Origin of the sequence: Stenotrophomonas terrae (assembly GCF_039674165.1) — a bacterium.
GTDB lineage: Bacteria > Pseudomonadota > Gammaproteobacteria > Xanthomonadales > Xanthomonadaceae > Stenotrophomonas > Stenotrophomonas terrae_A.
Genome location: NZ_JBDJMY010000019.1, coordinates 36,978 through 53,570, shown reverse-complemented (window position 1 = coordinate 53,570; position 16,593 = coordinate 36,978). Strand labels below are relative to the sequence as shown.

The following is a 16,593-nucleotide window of genomic DNA, read 5'->3' as shown; positions in this document are numbered from 1 at the left end:
GGGGGAAGGTCGGCGCAACGCGCCTTTGCCACTCCCAATCGCGAATCACCGCTGCAAAGGCAATCAGCCGATGATGGCCAGCACGTCGTCTTCGCGCAGCACCTTGTACTCGACGCCTTCGGCCTTGTAGGACGAACCGGCGTACTGGCCGTAGATGACCTTGTCGCCGACCTTCAGCGAGGGGGCACGCACCGAACCGTTGTCCAGCGGCTTGCCCGGGCCCACGGCCACGACTTCACCCTTGGTGGACTTTTCCTTGGCCGAATCCGGGATCAGGATGCCGCCGGCGGAGATTTCGTCGGCTTCGATCGGCTTGACCACAACGCGGTCGTGAAGCGGCTTGATGCTCATGAAAGACCTCTTAAGTAATTGATTGGCCTGAAATTCCGGCGACACCGGCGGTAAAACCAAGGGGATGCCGGCATCACGCGTAAAAAGACCCGTCGAACGGGCTTGTCTGGGAGATGGGGCTGGCTGGGGGCCTTTCAAGGGCCGGCCGGCAAATTGATTGGCACCGCTGGCCGGGCAGCCGCCAGCGGGCACCTCGCTCCCTGCCAGCCATCACCAGCCGCCAATCGCGTGATCCGGCACCGGCGGGTGATGCTGCTGCGCCCGCTGCAATCGACCGCCGTCCCACCGGCCACCGCCGCAGGGCGGATACCGGCGCCTTGCACGTCTCCGCCTGCTGATAGCGTTACTTCAAAGGCGTAGGTACGCAGATAGCGCTGATCAAGACGCCGCCCCGGTCTGTTTCGGCTTCTTCTGCCCGCCGCTCTCGGGCATAGACGACTTTCTCGCTCCCGCTCAAGCCCCAGGGCGATCTACAGCGACTGTAGCCATCATGACGCTATGATCCATGGCTTGTGTACGGATGCCACTATCAATGTCAAAGGAGAAATCAATGAAAGTGCTGTATCGATTTGCCCCGCTGTTGCTTGTTCTGCTCGCCGCCTGCAGCCAGTTGACCGGCCCGTCCGCCAGCGAATACATGGACAGCAACATCAGTACCTGGAACGGCCTGATTGAAAAGGTCAACCAATGGAGCGGCGGCAACGATGCCGAACGCCTGACCCAGGCCATGGCGGACCGCAAAGGCCTGTCCAACTTCAAGTCCCGCCTGGGCAATGCGCGCCAGGAAGCGGTGGACATGCGCGAGCGGATGAAGGCGCTGAAGACCCCGGACGATGCCACCGAGCTGCACGCCAAGTTGGTGACCTCGCTGGACGAGGCGGTGGTCTGGTACGACGCCATGCTCAAGCTGACCGACCTGCCGGATGGTTTCAGCGACGAACAGGCAGCACCGTTGCTTGAAGCAATGGATGCGACCGGCACCAAGTTCGACAAGCTCACCGATGAGCTGGACCAGATGCAGGATGCCTACGCCAGGAAGCACCGCATCAACCTGTCCCACGTCGAAGACCCGGCAGCAAGCGAGAGCTGATCGTCGCAGCATCTGCCAATGGCGCGCAGGACGCTGCTCTTTTTTTAGCAGCGCCTGCGCGTTACCCGCTTGGCCTGAGGCGAAGCGATAGTAAGACCTTCAATCTCCTCGTCATTGAGGATTGGACTCCAAGCAACTGTGTTACTCAATCTTGGGTGGACGTCGTTATCCCAGCGGACCGCGTGCACCAACCAGATTTCCGCGCTCGACCATGATGCGACGTCAGATCTCACTGGACATCACAGCGGGTACCGCTTCATCGAGGTACCACATCCAGAAGGAGCGCCGATCTTCCACTCTCGCCGCATGATCACCGTTGAGGCCGCCGGCGCAAGCCGATGCGCAAAGGTAGCTGGGCAAATAACTTTCAGGATCGAGGTCCTCATCCTCACTTTCCTCTGGCAGAGAGTCTTCGATGCTCCTCACCCAGCATGTGCGACGAACATCGCGGGAGCCTGATCAACCGAGTAGTCCCTGCCATCGATTGCATCGACATAAAAACTGTCCCGTAACCTCTGCGCCCGATCTAGAGACATGGCCTCATTAGCCACACTAAAGGCCGTCGAAAGCATCACCTCAGGACCATCATGTCCGGGAAAGTGTTCACTCCACACGCGCATAACATGTCGCACGCATAGAGCGTCCAGCAGTACGCGTCGCCTAAACCCAGTCTGCTCCAAATCAGGCGACCCGCCACTAGTACCAAGAGCCACTAAAACTTTCTTTCGAGTCGACAGAGAAAGTCTTCCGTCGACGCTGTGACTAACCTCGTGTTTAGAAGCGAGCAGAACGTCTTCGAGATTCATAGTTCAGTCAATTACCTACGGGCCAGAAGGGTGACTTTCCCAATGGGAGAGAATATCCACGTTCGGGTTGTCTGCATGGGCTGAGTGGTGGCGGATAGCCTGCAAGCCACCATTGGCCAAGTCATAGTCATATTCATAGCCCAACGTGGAGCTATCCGGACAATGGGATGTGTGCAGCCAGCCTGCGGCGTTGTGCTCGTAGCGGGTACGTACCCGCTGTAGTCGGTCTCAGCAACCAGCTGGCCAGCAGGGTCGTAGTGATAGTGCTAGCTTTAGCCGCTGCCGTGACGGAGACCAACCGGGTCAGCTTGTCGTAGCCCAACTGCAGGCCACCGCTTGGCGGATAGTACACGTGCTCCAGCAGATCAAGGGCACCGTACTGATAGTGCGAGATGCCGTTTCACCGCCGAAATAGAAATTGAGATCCAATCAACGGGGTCAGGTTCACTTGCCCATTGAGCCTGGCCGTTAAGATTAGCGCCCTTCTTAAACATACTCACCGCGCCGGCGATATCCAGCGGTCGAGGAGCAGCGTAACTTCAACATCGTTGTGAATCGAGTCCTCATCAGCCTTCTCACAAGCCAGCGATAAACGGATCTTCAGCTTCGACCGACCCATGACTGAGTGCACGGCCTTCAGGACTAAACCACTGATACCCAGCGGCGCGTGTAAAAATAAGAGTGCACTCTTGCTCACGCCAATCGCTATAGGTGACGCGCAGCTCATTTCCCGCTGCAATCACTTTTGAAATTCCAGCATAGTCAAAGCGATACTTCTCAAAAATGAACATCTGATGCACTTTCCCTGATGACTGAACTTACTGGCCTTTACCTACTCATCAGGCGAACGCTCCCCTCTCCATTTTCTATCAACTTCGACAGAGAGCACTTCGCCTCCGTAGAAGTCTTTTCGTTTCATAGTGCGGCCGGTCGCAACAAGCTCCGACTCCCCAATACTCCACGATTCGTCCAGATCAATAATATGAACCGCATAGGTCCATGACCCGTCTTCGGCTTGAGCCATGCCTAAGACTGCGCCGACTCGCCCATCAATGGCCTGCAGAACAGGGCGATCCGCCCCAACCTTGACTCTGACAACCGCATAAAAATCAAATCCAGAATTTCCCATGAGCTTGACGTGCATTCACCCCGTCGTCATATCACGAATTTCGATATCGCCAGCAAACTCAATTCCGTAGAAATTCACTGCAATCAGATAGCTCGCGCCTTCGTTAGAGATAAAATACTCCATACCGAAGCTGTGCTCTATTGCCAATGAAATCTCCGTGGCATTTTTAAAGACAACCAAATTGTTTCTATCCAAAATTCCCTGCTCAAAGAAGACACAACCCATTTCCTCTTTGAGTTGTTTCGAAAGCGCGTACTCGTTTCCTTCCGTAGGGACGGACATCGCGCCGCCACCGATCTGCAGGTGGCCACTGACTCTAAATGGCTTGAATTTTCCAAGCACCTTTCGAATATATTCGCCTGCGTAACCCGGCTCGGCCAATTCCGCATCCAAGCCAAGCTGTCTCGCGGAGTTGATCAACTCTCTTGCTTTACTGAATTTATGCATTGCTACCTCGTCGACGGAACGTCGTCTACGAAAATGTGCCCGACCAGCTTTGGCTTTCCCGGAGTCTGGTAGCCGATATGAGGCGCATGCGGCCCCATACCAAGCTCACCGTTCGTCTTCACATTATTCCATACTGGAATGTCCATGTTTACGCTAGCGCCGCCTGGACCACTCCATTCAACGGGAATAGTTTTCCCGTATTGATCCTTCCCCCAAGCAACTATCTCAAAGTCTTCCTTCGGCACCCCAGTGCGTTGAAATGCCTCATTTAGAGCATCTCTATACGTTTTCCCCGTCCCTCTCAGGTCTACATCCTTTGCGCTATCAAACTTCCAGCCGTTGCCGGTAAGCTCGCAACTATTCAACCCCAACGGATCAACATGCGTATTCGGGTTATCAACATACCCTTGCGGCCTGAATCCACCTTCTAAACCCAGCGGATCAGGCGACAAGTACTGCGCACTGTCCGGATCATAGTAGCGATGCCGGTTGTAGTGCAGTCCGCTCTCGGCGTCGTAATACTGGCCGGGGAAGCGGATCGGGCAGTCCACTGCATCGTCGTTGGCGGCTGCTCGGCTCCATACACGCTGCTGGCCCCAGGCCTTGGGGTTGTTGCTCCATGCCAACTCGCCGGTTTCGTCCAGAAGTTCGCGTGGCGTACCGACGTGGTCGGAGACGACATACCAGAGCTTGTCTGCCCGCTTCTGTGCGAGCGGGGTCAGGCCGCCGGGTGCGTAGGCCCATTGCGTGGCTTGGTCATAGGCGACGGTGCCGTCGGCGTAGATCGGCGCCGCTTCAATCAACTGGTCACGGCTCCACAAGTATTCCTCGCCCACTACAACGCGGCGCGTATGCGCGGATCGAACTGCTGCTGATCCACCGCCTCCGCCTGTTGCTTCGCCGCCGGCATGCGCCGAATCCCGCAGCCCGCCCGCAATCACTTTGAGCTTGCGGATACGCCGCCCAAGCCCATCGTAGGCATAGCGCCAGCGCTCGCCCTTGGGCGTGGTCAACTCGATCAACCGGTTGTCGGCATCCCAGCGGTAGCTCCAGTGTTGCGGTCGGAAGCCATTGGGTTGCTCGGCCTTCTCCTGCAGGCGGCCCTGCGCGTCGTAGCGATACGTAGTGCCACCTTGGCGGACCGTGCGGCCGGCACGCTGCTGCACGCTGTGGCGCTCTACCCCTGGCAGATTCGACAACGTGCGGCTGACCAGATTCAGGGCACCGTCGTAGTCGAAGCTTTCGTCCAGCGATGGCTGCTGCCCGCTGCCGTCCAGATGCTGGCCGATGATCTGGTTGTTGCCGTTGTAGCGGAAACGACTGCTACCCCAGCGCTGGTCGTCAATCTGCACGGGATTGAAGGCACGGTCGTACTGGTAGCCACGCTGCACCACTGTTGCCTGCGCGTGCAGCCCATAGGTTTGCGATGGGTACGACAAAGCATCCGCACTTGGCGTACTGCCGGCAGTTTGCTTGGTAAGCAGGCTCAGCGGATTGAACTGCTGCGCCAACTGAAAGCCTGCTGCGCTTTGCCACTGCACATCGCGGCCCAAGGCATCGCGCTGAATCTGCAGCGGTGCGTGGCCTTCGATGCCCAGCGTGCTCAGGGCGCCGTTGACGTCGTACGCCCACTGCACCTGATGGCCCGCGCTCAGTTCATTGGGAGCACCGGTGAGTTCGTCGTAGCTCCAGCGCACCTCGCGGCCGTTGCTGCGTTCGGCCAGTAGGCGGCCTACGGCATCGCGTTCGTATTCGAGCACGCTATCGCCATGGGTAACGCGGATCAGGCGGCCGTCATCGTCGTAGTCGAGTTCGGTATCGACGCTCGGGTTGTCTGCATTGGCCGAGCAACGGCGGATGGCAAGCAAGCGACCACTGGCCAGGTCGTAGTCGTAGCCCAGCGTGGAGCCATCCGGACGGTGGGTTGTATGCAACCAACCTGCGGCGTTGTGTTCGTAGCGGGTACGCGCGCCGCCGTAATCGGTCTCGGCAACCAGCCGCCCGGCAGCGTCGTACTGATAGCGATAGCTTTCGCCGGCGCCATTGGTCACGCAGACCAGCCGGGTGAGCTTGTCGTAGCCCAGCTGCAACCCGCCGCCCGCCGGATAGTGGACGCTCTCCAGCAGATCGAAGGCGCCGTACTGGTACTTGGTAGTGCGGCCTTCGCCGTCGCTATGACGGATGGGCAGGCGTTCGCTGTCGTAGCTGATCTGCTGCGTACTGCCGTCAGCCAGAGTCACCTTGCTTACCGAGCCACGCGGATTGGCATGACCGGCATGTTCATAGCGGGTCTGCTGGCCGAGTGCGTCCTGGCTCTCCACTACTCTGCCGAACAGATCCTTGTGCAGGGTGTGGTGGCTGCCGTCGGCACGGGTCAGCTTGTTGATCCGCTGGTAGCGGTCGTAGTCCAGGCGCAGCTGCGTGCCATCTGGATTCTCCTGCCGCAGCAGCTGTCCGTTCCCGCTTAGGCGATAGCTTATACGTCGACCGAGCGGATTGATCGCAGCAATCAGGTTTCCGCGCGCATCATGGCGGAACGTCCACTTAGTTCCTTCCGAACTGGCCGCTGACGTAATGGCACCAAGGCTGCTGTAGCCATAACGCTCCCATGACTCATCCGGATGGGTGACCTCGATCAGTTCGTCGAAATCGTTGTACTGGAAGCGGGTCACACGACCCAGCGGATCGGTTTGCGACAGTTTTCGGTTGTTCTCGTCCCATTCCGTCAGCCAGTGATGGCCCAGCGGATCGATCAGGCAGCTGATCAGGCCTTCTGCATTATGGAAGTACTGGCTGCAGCCGCCTTCGGCGTCGTAGTAGAGGGCACAGTTCTGCGCGTCGTCGTAGACGAAGCGGTCTTCATAGTGACCACTGTCGGTGCGCGTGCTGAGCACCCTTCCCTTGGCGTCGTACGTGACGTGTGCGCCGGTGAGTGCGGTATCGTGCCAGCGCAGCATGCGGCCGTCGCGATCATAGCCGTGGAACAGGGTTCCAAACTGATGGCTACGGCATTGCGCGAGGCGTCCATCAGCATCATAGGTGCAGCGCACCAGCTCCATGCCATCTTCTGCCCCGCCCTGCACCTGCACCGATGTGATTCGGCGACCCTGACACTGCACCAGCAAAGCGTAGCCGTCGCTGTGCTCAATGCGGGCGAGTGCGCCATTTTCGTATTGAAAACGGATGCGGTTGCCGTTGAGATCTTCGATGTCGCTCAGGTATCGCTGCCGGCCAGCTTCCTGACCAAAGCTGAGCACGGTACGGGTCCGGCGATCGAACAGCCGCAGCACCTTCGAGCGCTTGCCGAACAGGCAGTAACGGCGTTCGCGCAGATTGACTGCTTGGACCTCGTCATCCGGCGTATGGAATACGAGCGTCGCGCCGTGCGGCGTATGCAAGGTTGCGGTATCGGCGTCCAGCTCCAGCCGCTGGGACCATTCGTCCATCCATTTGTCGCCGAATGCACCACTGAAAGACGCCGTCGAGCGATAGCTGCGGGTGAGCTGTAGCGGTAGGGTTCCCGGCAGCGCCAGCGCCGGCCATTGCTGCAGAAAGTCGCCGGTGCCGATGTCTACAGGCTCACCTACCTTAGTACATTCCCCTGTATCGCAGCCTTTGCCTTTGGACGAGGTGGTAGCGGGTTTTGAATTATTGGGCGCAGGTGCGGGATCTTGCTTTGAAGCCGTTGTTTGACTCGGCTTCGACTCCTGCTGCGGCTTATGTTGCGGAGCAGGGTCTGGCTTCGGCTTTGTTTGCGACGCCGCGTCAGGCTTCGGTTTTTGTTGTGGCGGCGTGTCGGGTTTCGGCTTCGGCTTCGGCTGCTGTGGTGCTGCATCGGCGCCAGGCTTTGGCTTTCTTCCGCGTGGCAATGGCAGCAGATTCGCAATGATGTTAGCCCAGCGCAGCTCAGGTGAGCGGCTGTCTTTGACCTCATGGACCACGGCCGTTTCGATGGCTTCAACGATGGTCTTGCAGCCATCATTGACGTTGCCATCGCAGGTGCTGCGATGACCAACACGCACGATATTGCGGCCGTTGGCGTATACGGTTTTGGCGCCTTCGGCCAGCATGCTTGGCCCTGGATGTTCGGAGCAAACCACCAGATCGCCAACCCGTGCGACTGGTCTGCCCTCGAAGAACACATTTCCTGAGCCCTCAGCGATGACGCCCTTGTTGTCGCCGTACTGCCCAGCGGTTGATGCAAAGGTAGCGATACCGGCGCCGACAAAACCTGCAGTAGCAGCGGCCGCCGCGAGCACAAGCAGTCCGGCACCGCAGGTTGCCACGGTCACTGCGACGATGGCGATCGCAGCTGCCGCGCCAATGATCGCCCCCCACAGGGCTGCGTTTTTGTCGATGTGGGCGATGGGGTCGCCCATGCGCGCGGGGGTATCCCCTTCTGTGGCGACTTTTTTCTCGCCGCACAGCGTGCCGTAGTAGAAATCAGCCAGCCCGGTGCCAGCCATGCTGCCCAGGTAGCCGCCGGCCATGCCCGCACCTGCGGCGATGGCGAACGTTCCCAGCGAGGCTGCCGCAGCAACGCCCGCAGCGGTAACGCCAGCACTTGCTGCACCGGCCGCGGCCACGCCAGCAGAACCCAGCGCGGATGCCCCCATCAACCCGTAGTTGAATTCCTCGCTTTCGAGAACATCCAGAACGGTATTGTTACCCCGGTCAAAGTCGCTGACATCAGGGTTGGGGATGCTGTAACTCTCCTGCGCTGGCTGGCGCACCACATCCATGATCTCATTGCGCCGGGCACTGTTGGCCGCACCAACCGCAGCGCTTGTTTGCACCGTCATGGCTTGGTCTCTCCCTGAGAAAAACTTACTGCACTACGGCCGCATTCATGTCTTCGCTGGTGCGAAAGCGAAAGGTCTCCACCAAGGCAAGAATCTGCTGCTTCTGCTCCTGTGAAATAAGCCCCGGCATGCTGGCGGTGAAGATCAGTGCCCGCTGCTGTTCGGCAGTCAGCACCATGCATTGATGGATTGGCCCTTGCGCCGATGACCAGCTGAACTCGGACAACATCGCCTCACGGCCGTCTACCTGCATTGGCAGCAGTTCCAGCTGTTTGTGATCTTTCAGACTGCTGGCGATTGCCGCAATCTCCTTCTTCGCGAAGCTCTCAAACGCCATGCCCCATGGCAACGTGTCTCGGGAAATGGTGAAACTCAACCCGGTGCCATTGCCTTGCGCGGTGGTAAGCACGTTGATGCTTTCATCCTTCCACGCGGAGGGAATTCTGATCGTGCCTTCATTGATTGCGAACATACTTATCAGACCTTGTCTTTATTCAAATGAACTACCGGGCCATCGATGAAGATGCCTTTTTTGCTGATCACGATGCTGGATGGACCAAACGACAGCTTGATCATCTCCGTGGTCATGGTGATCCTGCCCTTGCCTACGACGTGCTCAATCTGATCGCTCGCCTCGTACAGCTGCGTACCTGGGCTATCGGTCTTGCCCTTGGTCTTGACCTGAACCGAATTAGCATCGGTAGACCGCTTCTTGGCGATGGTTTCGCTCAGCCCACCTTGGGCCAGCGTTTTCGACTCATCGCCAGTCTTCAACGTGACCGAGCGATTGCCCTTGTCCACCACGTGCGTTTCCGCATCCAGCACCGTGATGTTCATATCCTTCTGCGAATACAGATCAATCAGTTCCTTGCCGGCGGTATCGCGGATGGTCATGCGGCATTGGCCGCCACCACCGGGCGTGGAATTGCTGATGAAGCCCATCACGTTGCCGCCATCCGGGCCGTCGAACGGCATGGTCTGTTGGGCGTTGAACAGTCGTCCCGTGCAGACCGGGCGGTCCGGGTCGCCTTCGATGTAGTCGATCAGCACTTCCTGGCCGATGCGAGGAATCGATACCGTGCCCCAGCCGCGCCCGGCCCACGGCTGTGAAACACGTATCCAGCATGAGCTCGATTGATCGTGCTTGCCTTCCAGGTCCCACGGGAACTGCACCTTGATGCGGCCCAGCTTGTCGGTGTGGATCTCCTGCCCGGCCGGTCCAACCACCGTTGCGGTCTGCGGGCCTTTCATCGCGGGCTTGGCGTGATGACGCACCGGCCGGTAAGGAACCTTGCGGCGGATCAAGGTCAGGCTGTTTTCATATACATCCGCCTCATCTGCACTGTTGCCGTCCAGATTGAAGTTGTTGCGTGCGTCGATCTGCGCACCCACCACCAGGAAGTCGGCATCGGCCTCGCTTTCAAACCAATGGTGGCCACTCAACTGGAAGGTGTGGCCGGCCTCCATGCCACGGCATTGCGATTGCGCCATGAACAGCTTGGCCTGCCACTCGTAAGCCTCCATCAGGTGCTGGGCGTCGCGGCTGCCGGCTTTCTTGTCGGGGAAGGCGTAGGCCGGATTGCCGTGATAGACGGTCAACTTCGGCACCTCGCCCTGCTGGGCGACGGTGGGCTGCTCCACGTACTGCACCGCATACGGATCGGCGTACTTGAAGGTATTCAAGGCCACCGCGCTGGGCTGGAAGTTGCGGTAGGCCGCCAATGCGGTGAGCGTGTCCTGCGCATCCACATGATCGCCGGCGTTGTAGCGGACCACGGCGTGATTGCCCTGCGGTGGGCAGAACGTGCTGTCGGCCGAGTCATCACTGATGACCAGGCGATGGCCATCGGCGCGGTGTTCGAAGTAGTAGAACAGGCCGTGCCGCTCAAGCAGCCGGCTGACGAAATTCAGGTCGCTCTCGTCGTACTGGACGATATAGGTTTCCGCGCTTGGCCTGCGGTTGACCCGCACCTGATAGTCCGGCAGGCCGCCGTAGTCCTTGAACACAACGTCCAGCACATCCAATGCCGACATGTCCTGGAAGATGCGGCTGTTGATACGCGTGCCCAGGTACCACAGCCACGGCCGCAGCTCGGCGCTGTACACCGCAAGCCCACCATCGGTGCTGGCAAAGCCGAAGGAGGTGACGTAGCCATTGACCGGGTGCTCACTGCCATCGGCCAGCTTGATGCCGACGGTGAAGTTGTTGCCCATCACTTCCTGCAGATCGATGCCCGCGTTGCGCGACAGCAACTGCAGGCGATAGCAGTACAGGTCCGACAGCGCACTGCTGCCTGCCATCGACGATGCATAGAGCCGCTTGTCCCCGCTTAGCGGAGCATGCAGGCGCAGCAGGCGATCCTTGTCCTCGAGTACGCCACGCTCCTCGTCGAACGCGTCGCGCAGGCGTGTCATCGGCGGCGCGTAGAACTCGGGCTTGCGGATGAAATCCTGCACGGCCTGCCCGCCGAGCGGGTGCTCGTCGGGAATCAAGGTGGCGGGTACGAACGGCGGTGTCGCGAGTGCTGGCAGTTGCGTGGCAGCGACAAACGGCGGCGTGCCAAACGTTGGCAGACGTGGGGCGGCCACAAACGACTGTGCCAGGGCGGTCACGGCAGGCGCTGCGCCAGTCAGCGCTGAAAGCTCGGGAACAGCGATACCTGCCAGCGGCGCGCCGGCGGCAATCATCGCTGCGACGTTGTCACCTTGCAGCGCCTGTACCACGCCCACCGCAGAGGAAACCACCGCGACTGCCTTATGCGCCTTGGCGGCGATTTCACCATCAATGGATTGCAGCGCGGCGTCGGCGGCCTTCAAGGCGTTGGCTGGTGTCAGCACGTCGGCTGCGGTTTTCGTCGCCACAAACGTCGAAGTTCCGACGCCGTGTTTGGGCGGTGAACTCTTGAATTTTTCTGGCATGCAGCTTCCTGCCGCGCACGGCACAAGGCGAAGGGTTATTCCTTCGACTTTAGGCAGATTGCCGCCAGGATGATCCGGGATTCATCTGAAAGCGCAGCGCAAACAGTGGTTTCTTTCGTGCGCGCTCGAATTTTGGTTTCACGCTTTAAACCAACGCATAAAAAAATGGCGCGCCCCGGGGGATTACGGGACACGCCATGCCAAGAGAGAGTCGCCCAGACCGCAGGCTGAACTACTTTTTTTGGAATATCACAGGTACCGCGACCACTGCACCGACGCACTGGCAGGGCTGGCCGGCAGGCCGCCGCTACCACCACTGCATACGGGGATCAGATTCAAACCACCGCCACTGGGAACATCGACCGAGATGCCACCGGCGGAAATGGTGGTATCGGCGGTCTGGTTACTGCCTACGGTCAAGCTGCCGTGGATGGTGACGGTGGCACCGCTGGTGGCCAGCTGCTTGCCCAGCATCACGCTGCCACGCAGTTCCCAGCCGGCAATATCGGCGCCGCCTTCGGCGATGACGGCGGTGTTGGCAATCGGCAGGCCCTGGTAGGTCTGCGGCTTGCCATCGGCGCCCGGCCCTTCCCATTCAACGAACTGCGAACGGCTGGCGCACAGATTGCTCGGGTAGAACTCAGCTCCACAGACGCGCGCGGCGCCGGCAAAATTCGGCGCGATGAAATCGCGGTGACCGGACGAGGTGAAGGTGACATTGCCCCCGCAGGTCGTCTGGCTGGGATCATCACAACCGCGCACCACCACACTGTTGAGCATGTCGGTGCTGGTACCGTCGATTTTCACCGACTGATCGAACCACAACACCCCGGCCGGCATCTTGCCAACACCGTGCAGCAGCCAGCTGCCGTCGCGCTGCAGCACGTTCCGACAACCCTTGTCATTGCTGTTGTTGCAGGTCATCAGCTCCTGCAGGATCGCCAGCTGTGCGGCATTGGGATTCTGCAACGGGTAGACACCGTCGATGGACTCACCGTTGGCGCGTTTGACGTTGCGGATGGTCAGCTGCGCCACACCGCCAGCACTGCTGAAGGCATAGTTGGCCATGCCCAGGAAATTGTCGGCATCCACCGGCTTGACCCGCGCTTCGCAGTACGGGATGCCCGGCAGGCCCGGGCTGGTGCCAGCCTGGTTGGCCTGCACGTTGCTCAGGTTCTTGTTGAGGCTGCCGGCGATACGGCCCGAGCCACTGACCGCAACATCGTTGACGGTCATGTTGCCGCCGCCCAATAGATTCTTGACCGTACCCGACGTCATTGCGATGGCGCCGCTGGCCCATAGCGTCTCGTACTTGCCACTCCAACCGGTCACGTTGACGTTGTAGCCCCACAGCTGGCCGACGGTCAGCGTTGCCAGCCCTACCGTGCCGCCGGCGATGCGGGTGGAACGCAAGCTCAGTCCCTCCGGCAAGGCCACATCTTCCGCACCTTTGAGCCGCTCGGCGCTTGCCGTGCCGGTCACCAGGCCGGTGGCCGGATCAACCTTGAACATCGCCGCGCCGGCAGTGTCCTGTCTGCTGAAATCCAGCAGGAACTGGCTCTGGTCGGTCAGCGTGATCAGCACGTGGCCAGTGGCCAACGGCGCAACGGTGCCGGTCACCCACGGCGTTCCGCCGGTCACGGTGGAGGGAATCAAGCGGCCACCGACTTCTGCAGTGCCGATCATCTGGGTACCCGCGTAAACGGCAACCGCATAGGCACCGGCCTTGATCGCGTTGTAGTTGCCGCCGCTGACGCCATTGCCGATTTCGATATTGCGCGCCCACAGCGTGGTGCCGCTGGGGTTGCCCATGCCATGGATGCGGATATTGCCTTCCGAATACAGATGACCATTGTCGGTGATGCCACCGCCGGTCAAGGAAACATCTCCCTTTACGCAGCCGGAGATGCGCGCGGTGGAGCCGCCGCCGATGGTCAGGTTGCCTGCCACCACGATGTTCTCGTAGTTGACCGCATTGGTGACGTCGAGCTTGCCGCCGCTGTAATCCAGGTTGCCATTGAAGACCATCGGCGCCTTGGGCATGGACGCGCATACCGGCGGCAGACCCGGCGTGCCGCTGCCCGGCACCACGTCATAGACCACTTCCACCGTTGCCGTGGTCAATGCATTGCCAACGCCGGCGGTGCCGGTGACCTGTGCGCTCACCCGGTAGTGATCGCTGCCAGTTGCCTCCACCGAGGTCACCGTTGCGGCGCGAATTCCCAGCGCCTCCAGACCGGTGACCGGCTTGGCGTCGTTGCCTACCCAACCCGGCCAGACGCTGGTTTCCACCTGCAGCAGGTACAGGCGCAGGGCTTCCACGCCACGCCAGGCCGCTGCCTGCGCCGCCGTTGCCGAATGCGTGGTGAGCTGCTGCGATTGGGTGCCGCGCAGTGAATAGATGGTTGCAGCCACCGTGACCGATACCGCCAGGCCCACCATCAACACGATCAGCAGCGTGGCGACGCCGCGTTGTCGCTTCCAAGCCGAATAACGATTCCTGTCCATGCGCGCGTGCTCCTTGGTCATCAGCTGGTGGTTACCGCCAGGTTGGGCAGGCAGGCCATGAACAGATGGCTACTGCCGTCAGCGCGCTCCAATGCCAGTTGCTGCCCCACGGCGGCCGTGGGCGTGGCACTGAAGTCCTGCTGCATGTACGGCAGGCATTGGCGTTGGCCTTTGAGCAGGAACACATAGCCGGGCGCAAGCGTCATCGCGGCCAACTCCTGCTCGTCCGCGGCAAACGCGCTGCCGTCCTTCTGCAGCGGCGTGAAGAACGCAGCACTGCCGGCCAGCAGTTGCTGCTCGTTGCTGTTCCATGTCGCTACCGCAGCATCGCTGCAGGCCTTGGGGCTGAAGCGGTACAGGCCTTCACCATCAACCAGGCGCAATCCCGAGCAGAGGTGGCCGCTGTCAGCAAGCGTGGCCTTGTACCGCCACACCAGCTGCTTGCCTGCTTCGCTCACGAACAGCTTGCTGTTCAAGCTGTCGGCCGCGGGCACACCGAATCCCGCACTCTGCAGTTCCAGCTGTGCCGACAGCAATGCCGCCGATACCTGGCCATCGCGCAATGCCGAGCGCGAAGCGTTGCTGGAAACCTCTACCATGGTTTTGTACAGCGTCATCATCGCGGCGATGGTGATCAGGGAAATCACCAACCCCACCATCATGCTGATCAGGCTCTGCCCACGCTGTCGCGCGCGGCCAATTCCGGATGCGGAATGCAGGTGCATGCTCATTGCCTCGTGGACACCAGCAGATCGGGATCGTCTTCGCCAGCGCCCTTGTTGCCCAGGTCGGTGGCCGCTACTTTCAGATCCACTCGCTGCGGGGCTTCCACCGTGCGCGTCACGCCCGCCATTGCCAGGGTTGCCGTTGCCGGCTCGCAGCTGATGACCGCGTTCCGGGCCTCGCCATTGGGCAGGCTGATTTCCAGTGTGTCACTGCCGCACAGGCTCACGCCGTGGCCGTGCAGGCTGTCGCGCAGGCGCTCGACCATCAGGTTTTCCACCTTGGCGTCGCGCTGGCTGTTCATCACCTGGGCCATCACGTGAGCCAGGCCGGCGCCGATGATGCTGGTGATCAATACTCCGACCAGGGCCTCAAGCATCATGTCGCCGCGTTGCCGGCGGCGGGAATCAAAGCAGATCGACATAGAGCGGATCCTGGCTGTTCATGCCGATGGCAATACGCGAATGGGTGGCGCCGCTGCTGCAGCTGGCAGCGGCGGGCAGGCGTTGGCCGCGGTTGTCGAAGGCCACGCAGGAAAGCAGGTTGGCCGAGGCCTGCAGCGCATCGGCATCGGCGTAGTCATCCGCGCCGGCCAAGCGGTAGTCGCCACCGCGCGGCAGTTCGCCCTGCCACAGCACTTCATTACCGGCGCCGCGCAACACCCGCAAGCTGCGGTCCTGTTGCTGCAGCCGCGCCGCGATGGCGCTGCCGGTGACATGCTCGGGGTTGCGCAATGCCAGCGCGCGGGTCTGCGAAACCGCTTCCCACAGCAGGTTGCGGGCCTGCATCTGGCGGTTGCTGTCGACCCACTGCAGCGCGAACGGCATGCTCGCCAGCGCCAATATCGCCATCACTGCCAGGGTCACCATCAATTCGATCAGTGAAAAACCCATGGCACGCCGGCTCATGGCCAGTCACTCACGCCAGCACAGTTGCCGGAGACCGTGCGGCCATTGCCCTGATCCAGCATCAGCGTGCAGCCGCTGGCCTTGCCCAGCGCATCGCCGGCAATCGCCTTGAGTTCGTAGCCAGCACTGGTGGCGGTATAGGTGTAGCTGAACTGGCCGGCCTTGGTGGCCGCGCTCCAACCCTTCTTGGCCGCCGCATCGCTGCCCGGATAACCCAGCGTGCGTTGGCGGAAATTCTCGACCGTGCTCGACAGCGCCATCAAATCGCTTTGCGCCGTGCGGATCTTGCTACGCAGCACGTAGTCCGCGTACAGCGGCATGGCGATGGCCGCCAGGATGGCAATGATGGCCACGACGATCATCAGCTCGATAAGCGTGAAACCCTGACTGTTGCGTTGTGGCATGCGCCCCCCTGTTGAGCTTTGCGAACACGTCGTCGAACGGCACCTTGCAAGATTTGGCCGTCCCCTCTGATCGGGTGACGAACAGGTGAAACTGTGACCGGGCGCAATATACAATCGATGACAACGATGTCAATACTTCCAACTGAAAGTGCTACAAGCGCTTCTGCGACAATGACCGGATGGACGTAAGACTGGTCTTTTGCACTTGCCCCGACGCTCAAACCGCGCAGGCGTTGGCGCTTCACCTGGTGGAGCAGCGGTTGGCTGCCTGTGTGAACTTGTTGCCTGCCATGCGGTCTGTGTACCGCTGGCAGGGACAGATTGAACAAGCTGAAGAGATTCAGCTTGTTATCAAAACCTGCGCTGATCGGCTGGATGCCTTGAGCGCCGCGATCAAGCTGCACCACCCCTATGAATTGCCGGAGATCGTGGCGATCTCCCCCAGCGCCGGCCTGCCGGCGTATCTGGACTGGATCCGGGCGCAGACCCGGGAGGAAACGTAATTA

Annotated in this window: 16 protein-coding genes; 2 read left to right on the top strand and 14 right to left on the bottom strand. The window is 60.4% G+C overall.

The features are described 5' to 3' along the window. Positions 1-63 precede the first annotated feature (63 nt). Positions 64-351: a co-chaperone GroES gene (locus tag ABE493_RS10640; RefSeq protein WP_057631623.1), complete on the bottom strand. Its 288-nt coding sequence runs from the start codon at positions 349-351 to the stop codon at positions 64-66. A gap of 550 nt (positions 352-901) precedes the next feature. Here ABE493_RS10640 and ABE493_RS10635 point away from each other — a divergent pair. Continuing rightward, positions 902-1,441: a hypothetical protein gene (locus ABE493_RS10635; RefSeq protein ID WP_346498892.1), complete on the top strand. Its 540-nt coding sequence runs from the start codon at positions 902-904 to the stop codon at positions 1,439-1,441. Between the two features lie 222 nt (positions 1,442-1,663). Here ABE493_RS10635 and ABE493_RS19440 read toward each other — a convergent pair whose 3' ends face one another. From ABE493_RS19440 to ABE493_RS10580, 13 genes are all read right to left on the bottom strand, one after another. Further along, positions 1,664-1,867, bottom strand: coding sequence for an Imm5 family immunity protein (locus ABE493_RS19440; RefSeq protein ID WP_430980760.1), 204 nt, complete (start codon positions 1,865-1,867; stop codon positions 1,664-1,666). After that, positions 1,864-2,247 carry an Imm5 family immunity protein gene (locus ABE493_RS19435; protein ID WP_430980759.1) on the bottom strand — a complete coding sequence of 128 codons (384 nt, stop codon included), beginning with the start codon at positions 2,245-2,247 and terminating at the stop codon, positions 1,864-1,866. The genes ABE493_RS19440 and ABE493_RS19435 overlap by 4 nt, the downstream gene beginning before the upstream one ends. 575 nt (positions 2,248-2,822) lie before the next feature. Continuing rightward, the gene (locus tag ABE493_RS10630; RefSeq protein WP_346498891.1) at positions 2,823-3,038 is read right to left on the bottom strand and encodes a hypothetical protein; all 216 of its coding nucleotides are present in this window, start codon (positions 3,036-3,038) and stop codon (positions 2,823-2,825) included. A gap of 41 nt (positions 3,039-3,079) precedes the next feature. Continuing rightward, a complete protein-coding gene (gene imm31 / locus ABE493_RS10625; RefSeq protein WP_346498890.1) occupies positions 3,080-3,391 on the bottom strand; it encodes an Imm31 family immunity protein in 312 nt (103 codons plus the stop codon). Next, entirely contained in the window at positions 3,392-3,823 is a 432-nt protein-coding gene (locus ABE493_RS10620; protein WP_346498889.1) for a hypothetical protein, read from the bottom strand. A gap of 2 nt (positions 3,824-3,825) precedes the next feature. Then, positions 3,826-8,625, bottom strand: a complete 4,800-nt coding sequence (locus tag ABE493_RS10615) for a polymorphic toxin type 47 domain-containing protein (RefSeq protein ID WP_346498888.1) — start codon at positions 8,623-8,625, stop codon at positions 3,826-3,828. 25 nt (positions 8,626-8,650) lie between these two features. After that, a complete protein-coding gene (locus ABE493_RS10610; RefSeq protein WP_346498887.1) occupies positions 8,651-9,097 on the bottom strand; it encodes a DcrB-related protein in 447 nt (148 codons plus the stop codon). 5 nt (positions 9,098-9,102) lie between these two features. Further along, on the bottom strand, positions 9,103-11,544 hold the full coding sequence (locus ABE493_RS10605) for a type VI secretion system Vgr family protein (protein ID WP_346498886.1): 2,442 nt from the start codon (positions 11,542-11,544) through the stop codon (positions 9,103-9,105). Between the two features lie 249 nt (positions 11,545-11,793). Next, positions 11,794-14,052 carry a hypothetical protein gene (locus tag ABE493_RS10600; RefSeq protein WP_346498885.1) on the bottom strand — a complete coding sequence of 753 codons (2,259 nt, stop codon included), beginning with the start codon at positions 14,050-14,052 and terminating at the stop codon, positions 11,794-11,796. 20 nt (positions 14,053-14,072) lie between these two features. After that, positions 14,073-14,777: a PilW family protein gene (locus tag ABE493_RS10595; RefSeq protein ID WP_346498884.1), complete on the bottom strand. Its 705-nt coding sequence runs from the start codon at positions 14,775-14,777 to the stop codon at positions 14,073-14,075. A 2-nt stretch (positions 14,778-14,779) separates the two neighbouring features. Then, complete coding sequence (locus tag ABE493_RS10590; protein WP_346498883.1) at positions 14,780-15,199, bottom strand: type IV pilus modification PilV family protein; 420 nt, start codon at positions 15,197-15,199, stop codon at positions 14,780-14,782. Continuing rightward, positions 15,183-15,683: a pilus assembly FimT family protein gene (locus ABE493_RS10585; protein WP_346498882.1), complete on the bottom strand. Its 501-nt coding sequence runs from the start codon at positions 15,681-15,683 to the stop codon at positions 15,183-15,185. The genes ABE493_RS10590 and ABE493_RS10585 overlap by 17 nt, the downstream gene beginning before the upstream one ends. Further along, positions 15,680-16,087 (bottom strand): type IV pilin protein, encoded by a 408-nt coding sequence (locus ABE493_RS10580; RefSeq protein ID WP_346498881.1) that lies wholly within the window; start codon positions 16,085-16,087, stop codon positions 15,680-15,682. The genes ABE493_RS10585 and ABE493_RS10580 overlap by 4 nt, the downstream gene beginning before the upstream one ends. 179 nt (positions 16,088-16,266) lie before the next feature. On the opposite strand from ABE493_RS10580, the gene cutA reads away from it, so the two are divergent. Further along, positions 16,267-16,590, top strand: coding sequence for a divalent-cation tolerance protein CutA (gene cutA, locus ABE493_RS10575; RefSeq protein WP_346498880.1), 324 nt, complete (start codon positions 16,267-16,269; stop codon positions 16,588-16,590). The last annotated feature ends 3 nt before the right edge of the window (positions 16,591-16,593 follow it).